10 protein-coding genes, 7 tRNA genes and 1 pseudogene are annotated in these 9,582 nt (G+C 44.2%); 12 read left to right on the top strand and 6 right to left on the bottom strand.

Features of this window, described 5'->3' with window-relative positions; genetic code table 11:
• A partial coding sequence (locus tag G5B06_RS18030) for an IS256 family transposase (RefSeq protein WP_173762652.1) occupies window positions 1–1,026 on the bottom strand: 1,026 nt, incomplete at its 3' end.
• On the opposite strand from G5B06_RS18030, the gene G5B06_RS18025 reads away from it, so the two are divergent.
• Window positions 1,015–1,185, top strand: a complete 171-nt coding sequence (locus tag G5B06_RS18025; RefSeq protein WP_173762651.1) for a hypothetical protein — start codon at window positions 1,015–1,017, stop codon at window positions 1,183–1,185. The genes G5B06_RS18030 and G5B06_RS18025 overlap by 12 nt on opposite strands.
• A 267-nt stretch (window positions 1,186–1,452) precedes the next feature.
• Window positions 1,453–3,042: an AAA family ATPase gene (locus G5B06_RS18020; protein WP_173762650.1), complete on the top strand. Its 1,590-nt coding sequence runs from the start codon at window positions 1,453–1,455 to the stop codon at window positions 3,040–3,042.
• Between the two features lie 111 nt (window positions 3,043–3,153).
• Here the strand turns inward: G5B06_RS18020 and G5B06_RS18015 are convergent, their stop codons facing one another.
• Window positions 3,154–3,927 carry an RNA polymerase sigma factor region1.1 domain-containing protein gene (locus tag G5B06_RS18015; RefSeq protein ID WP_173772684.1) on the bottom strand — a complete coding sequence of 258 codons (774 nt, stop codon included), beginning with the start codon at window positions 3,925–3,927 and terminating at the stop codon, window positions 3,154–3,156.
• A gap of 251 nt (window positions 3,928–4,178) precedes the next feature.
• Here G5B06_RS18015 and G5B06_RS18010 point away from each other — a divergent pair.
• The 9 genes from G5B06_RS18010 (at window position 4,179) to G5B06_RS17970 (ending at window position 6,231) form a co-directional block, all read left to right on the top strand.
• A tRNA-Pro gene (locus G5B06_RS18010) sits at window positions 4,179–4,253 on the top strand.
• Between the two features lie 27 nt (window positions 4,254–4,280).
• A tRNA-Gly gene (locus G5B06_RS18005) sits at window positions 4,281–4,351 on the top strand.
• Window positions 4,352–4,369: 18 nt separating this feature from the next.
• Window positions 4,370–4,443, top strand: a tRNA-Arg gene (locus tag G5B06_RS18000).
• Between the two features lie 5 nt (window positions 4,444–4,448).
• Window positions 4,449–4,522: transfer RNA gene (locus G5B06_RS17995), tRNA-His, on the top strand.
• Between the two features lie 10 nt (window positions 4,523–4,532).
• Window positions 4,533–4,604: transfer RNA gene (locus G5B06_RS17990), tRNA-Gln, on the top strand.
• Window positions 4,605–4,615: 11 nt separating this feature from the next.
• Window positions 4,616–4,688, top strand: a tRNA-Lys gene (locus G5B06_RS17985).
• Between the two features lie 67 nt (window positions 4,689–4,755).
• Window positions 4,756–4,835 (top strand) — tRNA-Leu (locus G5B06_RS17980).
• Between the two features lie 183 nt (window positions 4,836–5,018).
• Entirely contained in the window at window positions 5,019–5,474 is a 456-nt protein-coding gene (locus tag G5B06_RS17975) for a TFIIB-type zinc ribbon-containing protein (RefSeq protein WP_173772682.1), read from the top strand.
• Window positions 5,461–6,231: a hypothetical protein gene (locus tag G5B06_RS17970; RefSeq protein ID WP_173772680.1), complete on the top strand. Its 771-nt coding sequence runs from the start codon at window positions 5,461–5,463 to the stop codon at window positions 6,229–6,231. Before G5B06_RS17975 ends, G5B06_RS17970 begins: the two co-directional genes overlap by 14 nt.
• 49 nt (window positions 6,232–6,280) lie before the next feature.
• On the opposite strand, the gene G5B06_RS17965 is transcribed toward G5B06_RS17970, so the two are convergent.
• The 4 genes from G5B06_RS17965 to G5B06_RS17950 form a co-directional block, all read right to left on the bottom strand.
• Entirely contained in the window at window positions 6,281–6,445 is a 165-nt protein-coding gene (locus G5B06_RS17965; protein ID WP_173772678.1) for a hypothetical protein, read from the bottom strand.
• A gap of 73 nt (window positions 6,446–6,518) precedes the next feature.
• Window positions 6,519–7,460, bottom strand: a complete 942-nt coding sequence (mobV, locus tag G5B06_RS17960) for a MobV family relaxase (protein WP_173772676.1) — start codon at window positions 7,458–7,460, stop codon at window positions 6,519–6,521.
• Window positions 7,461–7,645: 185 nt separating this feature from the next.
• On the bottom strand, window positions 7,646–8,041 hold the full coding sequence (locus G5B06_RS17955; protein ID WP_173772674.1) for a replication initiator protein A: 396 nt from the start codon (window positions 8,039–8,041) through the stop codon (window positions 7,646–7,648).
• Window positions 8,042–8,151: 110 nt separating this feature from the next.
• Window positions 8,152–8,565 carry a cysteine-rich VLP domain-containing protein gene (locus tag G5B06_RS17950; protein WP_202030871.1) on the bottom strand — a complete coding sequence of 138 codons (414 nt, stop codon included), beginning with the start codon at window positions 8,563–8,565 and terminating at the stop codon, window positions 8,152–8,154.
• Between the two features lie 331 nt (window positions 8,566–8,896).
• Between G5B06_RS17950 and G5B06_RS17945 the strand changes: the two are divergent.
• Window positions 8,897–9,529: pseudogene (locus G5B06_RS17945) on the top strand (helix-turn-helix domain-containing protein); the annotation flags it as partial.
• Window positions 9,530–9,582 lie beyond the last annotated feature (53 nt).

Raw genomic sequence — 9,582 nt, 5'->3', positions numbered from 1 at the left:
TCTGACCGTTGCTGAAAATTTGAAAATTGGAGAGATCGCATCCCAGTTATCTTTCCAGCGTTTCATGGAATTCGGATATTTCGGTGCCCATTTTTCTGTCACACGGTCTAAGGCTGCCAGGGCCTTCTTTTCGTCAGACGCCTGATAAATGGTCTTCAGGTCCGTGGCAAATGCTTTTCTGTCCTTATCAGGGACATATTTTAGAGTATTTCTTACCTGATGCACGATACAGCGCTGATATTCGGTTTTGGGGAAAGCTGCAGCAATAGCTTCTTTGATACCGGTTAAGCCATCCGCACAGATAACCAGTACATCTTTTACGCCCCGGTTTTTTAGCTCATTCATAACAGAAAGCCAATATTTTGCACTTTCATTATCACCAACACTGATAGTCAGAACTTCTTTCTTTCCTTCTGTGTTGATTCCCAGAATTACGTAAGCTGCGAGCTTTCGGATCACGCCATTGTCTCTTACGGAGTAGTGGATCGCATCGATGTAGAGAATGGGATATACTTCGTCCAGCGGTCGATTCTGCCAGTCTTCGATCTGTGGCAGGATCTTATTGGTCACATCAGAAATAAAGCTTTCTGATGTCTCAAACCCATAAATATCTTCAATGGTTTCAGAAATCTGCCGGGTAGTCATTCCTTTGGCATACATGGAAATGATCTTCTGATCAATATCAGAAATATCTTTCTGACGTTTTTTTACGACCTGTGGTTCAAATGTTGATTTACGATCCTGCGGCACTTCGATTTCCATGGAACCGTATCGGCTGTTGACTTGTTTGTGCTTATAACCATTGCGATAGTCATCATTATCTGAGCGTTCTGATTTTTCATAGCCGAGATGATCATCCATTTCTGCTTCCATCATTTCCTTAATGGTGCCGCCCAAGAGATCTTTAAGTGCGTCCTGAATATCTTCAGCAGACTGGATGTCATACTCTTCAAGGAGCTGATGGATAATATTTCGTTTTCCTTCTGTCATTTGTACTCGATGTACAGGTTTCTTTTGTCTTGCCATGTAATTCCGCTTACATGGGCAACGTCTCAGGATGTAAACCTGACATTAAATTCGGATGTTGCGGAAGCAAAAGGAAAGGCTTATCAATTCCAGGCAAAATTATACGCCGGAGCAAAGGACGGACAGGCTCCGGCAGCTACCGGCTTGTTATCACCGTAACAAAAGATCAGCGAACAGTTATGGAAGTTCCGTATTATTTCATTGTCCAGTCAGTACAATCAGATAATTTATATCATACAAAAGAGGCCAGGTTCAATGTATACTTTGAATGTTTACATTGGATCGAAGCCTCTTTTTTATAAGGCAGAAGGAGAGGATGTCACACTCTGTGACAACAGCCATTGACGATGCAGAATAGATTACGATATACTGTAAAGCAAGAAGTACGGGGATATAGTATATAGTTTCAGAAAGGGGCGGACATAAATGGGAAGATTTGTAAATCCGGATAACAGCGCATTTCAGGTAGCACTGAATTCCAGGATATATGTGGATAAAACAGGATTGTTGGAGTACACAAATACTGTTCTGGATACTATGGATGCCTATATCTGTAACAGTCGTCCGCGCAGATTCGGGAAATCCTATACGGCGAATATGCTTACTGCGTATTACAGCAAGGGAGCGGATTCCGAAAAAATGTTTTCAGGACTGGAGATCAGTAAGGCAGCAGATTTCCGAAAACATCTTAATAAATATGATTTAATCCATATAGATGTTCAGTGGTTTCTGGCAAATTGTGCAAAGGCAGATGACATTGTTGCATTTATCACAGAGAGTATACTGGATGAGCTGAGAACGATTTATCCATGTGTGTTACCATCAGAAGAGATATCTTTGCCAGATGCGCTTTCAAGAATCCGGGAGAAAACAGGGCAGAAATTCGTTGTGATCATTGATGAGTGGGATGTTCTGATCCGAGATGCAGCGGCGAATTCCAAAGTGCAGAAAGAGTATATTAATTTTCTCAGAGGAATGTTCAAAGGGACGGAACCAACCAGATATATCCAACTTGCATATCTTACAGGTATTCTCCCGGTAAAAAAAGAAACAACACAGTCAGCGCTTAATAATTTTGATGAATTTACAATGTTAAGTGCGGGCAATCTTGCACCGTATATCGGATTTACAGAAGATGAGGTGCGGAATCTTTCGGAAGAATATCAACAGGATTTTCATGAAGTGAAGCGATGGTATGATGGATATCTTTTGAAGGACTGTCAGGTTTATAATCCGAGAGCAGTAGTCAGCGTGATGCTTAAAGGTGAATTTAAGAGTTACTGGTCGGAAACAGCGTCCTATGAAGCGATCGTGCCTCTTATTAATATGAATTATGATGGATTGAAAACATCGATCATAGAAATGTTGTCCGGTGCATCTGTGAAAGTCAATACAGCGACATTCAAAAATGATACAGAGAATATAAAGAGCAGAGATGATGTACTGACCTATATGATCCATTTGGGATATCTTGGTTATGACCAGACCAGAAAAACGGCATTTGTGCCCAATGAAGAGATCAGGCAGGAGCTGACAACTGCGGTAGAAAGTAAAGCCTGGAATGAAATGATCCTTTTTCAGCAGGAATCGGAGAAGCTGTTGGATGCAACATTGGAAATGGATTGTCCGGTGGTAGCTGCACAGATAGAAAAAATCCATAATGAATATGTTTCCGTTATTCAGTATCATAACGAAAATTCATTAAGCAGTGTGCTGGCGATTGCATATTTAAGCGCTATGCAGTATTATTTCAAGCCGGTTCGGGAACTGCCATCAGGACGTGGATTTGCAGATTTTGTATTTATTCCGAAGCCGGAATATAAAAGTGATTATCCGGCGCTTGTAGTTGAATTGAAGTGGAATCAGAACGCTCAGACTGCAATGCAGCAGATTAAAGACAGGAAGTATCCAGATTCTGTTTTGGAGTACACAGGAGATATTTTACTTGTAGCGATTAATTATGATAAGGATAAAAAAGAACATCAATGTATGATCGAGCAGTATGAGAAAAAATAATTTTCAGAATTGCTATAGAATGATAATGCCTCAGGACAGGTATAACACAGGCAGCAGGTAAGTTGTTGGTGCTATGCATGTACTGAGGCTTTTTCGTTATAATATAAGATCTTATTTATCATCCCCGGTAAGCCGAAGCACATCCCGGATCTCGTCCACATTCATATCCAGGATTACGGCGAGTTCATCGATGGTGAATTTGGTGGTGTCGTCATCGTCTGTGAGCTCTTTTACCGCGGATTCAAGATTTTCTACCTTGGATACCAGATAGTCATCACGGAATTTCTGCTGGGTCTGTTCCTCGATGGCATGGAGGATTCCGCTGCGGATACGGCCGCGCATCCAGGCGTCGTTCTTCTGCTGGGGTTCTGTTTCCTTAAGAGCCGCCAGAAGGGCCAGATTCGCCTCCTGAATGAGGTCAGCCAGGTAAATCTCCTCACAGTTCAGTTCAGCGGCCATCTGGGCTGCCTGGGCCATGTAGAACTGGGTCAGAACACCTTCGGCAGCGGTGTCACCTTTTGCAAAGGCCTGGAAGAGGGAAGTGAGATCATCGGAATCAAGTCCTTCCGGGGAAAAACTTTCCATATAGTCACTGAGGTAAGCCTGTTCCTCAGCTGTAAGGGCTGCACGGCTGCCTGGAAGTTCTTCCTCGCTTCCGGATTCAGAGGAGGTATTTGCTGCCGCCGTAGCGCTGGCTGCTTCCTCGGCACCTTCGATAGTGATACCTTTTAATTTGAGATACTGCAGGATCTTTACAAGCTGTGAAGTGCTCAGATCAGATTCATCGAAATGCTCACGAATCTGCTGCTGGGAGAGCTGTTTGCCGTTCTCCTCTGCGATGGTGCAGATTTCATTGAGCTTCTGCTGAAATAACTTTATATCCATAAAAACATCTCCTTAATTTTCCAGATTTTCTTCTTGACTTTATTATCAGGATTATGATACCATAAGCAAGTCGCAAATGACAGGAAAACCTTTGAATAGACGGAAAAAACGTGAAAAAAAGTTTTTTTAAAAAAATTCAAAAAAGGTGTTGACATTTGTAAAAAGCTATAATATAATATCACTTGTCGTCAGGCAAGAGAGAAAAGCAACAGCGACAAAAACTTAATAAAGACCATAAGTAAATGGTATATCGGGGTGTGGCTCAGTTTGGCTAGAGCGCCTGGTTTGGGACCAGGAGGCCGCAGGTTCGAATCCTGTCACCCCGACTGCTGTAAACTTATTACCGCAAGCATGCGGGTGTAGTTCAATGGTAGAACACCAGCCTTCCAAGCTGGATACGTGGGTTCGATTCCCATCACCCGCTTCTCTGAAAAGAGAGCATGTGTCTGTAGCTCAGCTGGATAGAGCAACGGCCTTCTAAGCCGTGGGTCGGGGGTTCGAATCCCTTCAGGCACGTTGTGGTGGGTATAGCGCAGTTGGTTAGCGCGCCAGATTGTGGCTCTGGAGGCCCAGGGTTCGAATCCCTGTATCCACCCTTCGCCCATTGGGCTATCGCCAAGCGGTAAGGCACAGCACTTTGACTGCTGCATTCGCTGGTTCGAATCCAGCTAGCCCAGTCCTTTTTTATGGGGTATTAGCTCAGTCGGTAGAGCACTTGACTTTTAATCAAGTTGTCCGGGGTTCGAATCCCCGATGCCTCATTAGCGGAAAGCATTTGCTTTCCGTTATTTTTTTATCATCAGACAGGATGATAATATAATTGAATATGCGGATATGGCGGAATTGGCAGACGCGCTGGTTTTAGGTACCAGTGGGCAACCGTGCAGGTTCAAGTCCTGTTATCCGCATCAGATAATGATAATCCGAACCCGGTTCCAATCGGGGACGGCTTCGGATTTTTAGTATATCTTAAGTGCTAAAGCAAAATCGGCGGTATCATGAGTGATGCCGCCGATTTTGTTACTCAAAAATAAGAGTGGATTTTTATGAAAAGCTCCGCTATAATACAAGATATAGGCAGGAGGTAATGTATGAGTACTATAATTGGTGAAGTATCAATACCTGCTGACGATCAAGGATTTGTTTTAATGCAATGTCCTCTATGCGGGGAATTTTTTAAAATAAAACCAGGGGATTATCACGCAGAAGATGTTATTGAAATATGGTGTCCAAGTTGTGGTCTAAAAGCGGAAAATTATTTTACCGATGATGTGATAGAGCTTGCGTTGAAAAAGACAAAGAATTACGCAAATGATCTAATATATAACGAGATGAAAAAGTGGGAGAAGAAATTCCAAGGCTCATTTATCTCGTTCAAGGCAGGTAAAAAGCCACAGCATGAAGAAGAATATCCTATTAAGTATGGAATAGAAGCTTTGGAAGTTGAGAAATATCCTTGCTGCAAGCGAGAAGCAAAAATCAAACCAATTTATAAAATGTGCGGGAGTTATTGCCCGTTTTGTGGGGTAAGGTATGAAGAACATTGATAAAAAACAGTTGAAAATAATTTCCATGGAATTTAGAACAATTGCTAACCGTTTGATTACATGCAATCATCAGACGGGAATGGCTTTATTGAAGAAATTTATGGCTTATATTGACGAAAATGAAATTATATCAGAATACATAAAGCAATATGTTAATCCAGACGATTTTGAGCCGGTTGAAAGCGGGACTTGCTTCTCATCAATGGGCGATACAAAGCAAGAGGAAATCTCCTATACATATCAATATTTGAAATATGCTGTAGAGAATTATCATAGCTTTTACCATGATATGGCTTTTCGTTATGCAAGGGAAGCGAACGATGCTGTAAAAGAATTTTGTAATCGAATAGTACTTCCTTTTGTCAATTATATTGAAGGGTATCTTACGGAAATAGGCATTCAGATGGGATATGATGAGGATAAAAAATTTATGATTAATGTAAGTGGTGGCGTGGCACAAGTGAATGTAGCAAATGATAACGCAACAGTTCATGCAACTCAAAGCAATGGCATTAATGTTTCTCAATTAGAAAGCATTATCTCTGATATTATGAAGCACATGCCTACTGATATTACACAAGAAGAGCAGGAACAAATAAGTGACAGTGTTGAAGTAATTCGAGCTGAGGTACAAAGTGCAAGTCCTCGAAAGGGGTTCATTAAAACAGCACTAAAAGGATTACAAGCTATCAATGGGACTGCACAATTCGGAGCGGCTATTGCTACATTAGTTCAATTTGTTGGAACAATTTTATGATCTATAAGCAATTAAAGCGGCGGTATCGTGAATGATACCGCTGCTTTTGTCATACGCTCCTTTCCTTTTCTTTTGCCCTCTGTACTTTCCATTCTTCAAATTCTTTTTTACCCTCCGGGCTTTCAAAGAATTTTTGGATTTCGGGAAGTAAGCACCGGGCAAGGGCTTCTATTTCATGCTGGGGGATATTTGTGTCCGGTTGCTTTTTTGCCATATATCGCCTTTTTCTGTATTCAGTTTTCAAGGTACAATGCCACTGTGCGGCGTGAAATGTTTTCTGTCATCAATCACCGTTCCTTTGTATGCCGCTGTTGCCGTTTCAATTCTGCCAGCACCTCCGGCGGGATACGGTCTACCAGCCGCTGAATGTCTTTCAGCTCGCTTTCCAGCTTTGCCCGTTCCATCGTATCTTTCATCTTGCCTTTTTCGCTGGCTTTGGCTCTGGCTTCCAACTGTTCATTTTCTGTCAAAAGGTCGCTTATCGTGACCTTGTATTTTTTGAGCTGCCCGGAGAAGTTTTCCATCTGCGGAAACCACTTTTTCAGCAGGGAGAGGGCTTCCTCTTTCTTTTTTCCGGCATTGAACGGGGTAATACCGTCCAGCGTGGCTTCAATGGCTCTTGCCTGTTTGGAGAGATTGACCGCCTGCTTGAACAGACGGGTGGAGATATGCTTCCTGCCTGTCTTGCTGGCACTTTCCCCACGCTCCAAGTCGGGATATTTCTCCACCATATAGGCGTGAAAATCGTTCTGCCATTTTGTGAGGTTGGCTCTATTCCCGATAATCTCCTTTGTACACAGGCGGTTGTCCTCTGTCAGAGGGACAAAGACCAAATGCAGGTGGGGCGTTTTCTCGTCCACGTGTACCACCGCCGACACGATATTTTCTTTCCCTACACGCCCGATTAAGAAATCAGCCGCCCTCTGGAAAAATTCCTGTATCTCCTTTGGGGACTTCTTCTTAAAAAATTCCGGGCTGGCGGTAATCAGCGTATCCACAAACCGGGTGCTGTCCCTGCGGGTGCGGCAGCCAGCCTGTTCAATGCGGCTTTGAATGAAGTGGTAATAGCGTCCCTCCGGCTTGACGATGTGGAAATTGTACTTGCTCCGGCTGGTGTCAATGTCGGGATTGCTGGCGTACTGTTCCTTTTGTCGTTCGTGATGGGCTTCCAGCGGTCTTGCCGGATTGCCCTTGTGTTTTTCAAATCGTAAAATTGCGTGTTGTGCCATGAAACTCCTTTCCCCGTTCCGTTCCTTTCCGGGACTTTTCCACAGGAAAATCCCGCAGAAAATATCTCGGATAGGATAGGAATGGATAAGATATAAATAAAATCGTTTTAATCTCTGTATTTCTATATACCGTCCGGTTTTCGTACTTCAAGAGGATTGATTATCGTACTTGTGGAGTGCGGTTTTCAGTCCTCTGGCGTTCCATAACCGGATTTCTTGAAGTTGGTGTTTGGAACCGCTTCGTAGGATTTTGGGTAAATACGGTTGGGTTTTCCACAGCCCTGCTTCTGGATTTCCACCAGTCCGGCATATTGCAGTTCCCGCAGGGTGTTGACCGCTTTCTGCCGTCCGCAGTGGAGCAGCTCCACTATCTCGTTGATGGGATAGTAGAGGTAAATGCGCCCATATTCATCTGCCCAGCCGTTTTTCCGGGACAGGTCTGTCCGGCGCAGGATAAAGGCATACAGTACCTTTGCTTCGTTGGACAGGGGTGTGAATGTGGGGGCTTCAAAAAGGAAATTAGGAAGCAGGGTAAAGCTGACCGCCTTTTCCGGCTGATGGATATAAAGGGTGTTTGTCATATCGTGTTTTGTGGACGGTTAGAAGCCTGTTTCCGGGGGCAGACGGTAGTTTCTATTGCTGCCCCTGTTCTGTGCTTGCAAAGCCTTGTAAATCAAGGACTTTTCAGCCCCTAACTGTCCACACAAGACCTCCTTTTCCGTTCACTTTCTGTTTTCTGCCGCCTGTGAACTCTGGCGGCACAGTCGGGACAGTATTTCGCCCGGTTGGACTTTGGGACGAACACTCTGCCGTAGACCGCACAGCGTTTTAGCTCCTTATCCCGGAAAATCTCTGCTTCCAGCGTTCCGATTTGTGGCAAGACCGACCAGCGGAAGCACTTACAGCAGACCGAGAAAGAAATGGTCTGGGGGCAGGTGTGAGTGTCCCCATCGTCAAGGAGCATACAGTTCCCGTCCTCATAACAGCAGCACTCCCGGCGGATTAGGGCGTTTGCCTGTTTCTTCTGTGCCGGTGTCATGCGGTAAAGGGAACCGTCCGGCTTGCGCTCTATGGGCAGCAGCCGTTTATATGGGTTCTCTCTCATGTGTTCCCTCCATTTTTCCTTTGCCGTTCTCTCTGAAAAGGCTTCCTGTCCCATTCCTGCGGCGTGTTCCGGCGTTGGCACGCTCTCCGGACTTCGGGACATTTTGTCCCGAAGTGGTTCGTTGCGGTGCTTCCCCTGCCGGGGTATTCCTTTTCGGACGGTCATTCATTTTTCAAGGTGCAGCTCATCGATGAACTACCCTAAGTCTACACGAAAAAAATGCAATTCTCGGAATTTTGCGAGAATTGCATTTTAGGGCAACATTCTATTTCAAAATTGCATTTCTGCAATTTTCCCGTATAATGGGAAATAGGAAAAGGAGGTGCTGTGTATGGCTTTACCCGGAACACCCGGACAGAGGATTTCTGATTTGTGCAATGGTAACCATATTACACAAAAACAGCTTGCAAAGAAGATAGGCGTATCTGCTTCCCAGTTGAGCCGCATTGTCAGTGGGGAAACAAAGACGGTCAGCAGCGATATTCTCATAGGCGTGGCAAAGGAATTTAAGGTATCAACGGACTACATACTGGGTTTGTCTACTTTGAGTGTCCGTAAAAGCTATGATATTTCAGAATTGGGCTTGTCCGAGGGAGCTGTGAGAGGGCTTGTGACAGGTACAGTCGATGTGCAAATCCTCAACCGTCTGTTGGAACACAGGAACTTCCCGAAACTGATGGATTTGATACGTATTTATTTTCAAGACACAGCGGCAAAGGGTATCATGGCAAGAAACCAGCTGATTGAACTGGCAACGGCTTCCCTGTCCGATCTGATGAAAGAACACCCGGAACATCGGGGAGAAACAAGACAGGATTTGCAATTTCTGAACGCACAGAAGATGGGCGAACACGAAGCAGAGATTGAAAAAATCAAGAATGTATTTCTTGCTATTCTGCGGGATATTAAGAAAGATATGGACAGCGGCGAACAGCCGGGAGAAGCTGTGACCGCCGCTATGTTTGTGTGACAGTAAAAATAAACCCCCTGCTATGCAGGGGGAGGGAAGATCTTTAG

Source organism: Blautia luti, from assembly GCF_013304735.1.
Lineage (GTDB): Bacteria > Bacillota > Clostridia > Lachnospirales > Lachnospiraceae > Blautia_A.
The sequence above is the reverse complement of the archived record's forward strand: the minus strand, read 5'-3'. Positions and strand labels throughout refer to the sequence as shown.

Coding starts and splice junctions, on each gene's coding strand:
- G5B06_RS17955 (WP_173772674.1), bottom strand. CDS start 8,041: ATGACAAACACCCTTTATATCCATCAGCCGGAAAAGGCGGTCAGCTTT.
- G5B06_RS17975 (WP_173772682.1), top strand. CDS start 5,019: ATGAGTACTATAATTGGTGAAGTATCAATACCTGCTGACGATCAAGGA.
- G5B06_RS18020 (WP_173762650.1), top strand. CDS start 1,453: ATGGGAAGATTTGTAAATCCGGATAACAGCGCATTTCAGGTAGCACTG.
- G5B06_RS17970 (WP_173772680.1), top strand. CDS start 5,461: ATGAAGAACATTGATAAAAAACAGTTGAAAATAATTTCCATGGAATTT.
- G5B06_RS17950 (WP_202030871.1), bottom strand. CDS start 8,565: ATGAGAGAGAACCCATATAAACGGCTGCTGCCCATAGAGCGCAAGCCG.
- mobV (WP_173772676.1), bottom strand. CDS start 7,460: ATGGCACAACACGCAATTTTACGATTTGAAAAACACAAGGGCAATCCG.
- G5B06_RS18015 (WP_173772684.1), bottom strand. CDS start 3,927: ATGGATATAAAGTTATTTCAGCAGAAGCTCAATGAAATCTGCACCATC.
- G5B06_RS17965 (WP_173772678.1), bottom strand. CDS start 6,445: ATGGCAAAAAAGCAACCGGACACAAATATCCCCCAGCATGAAATAGAA.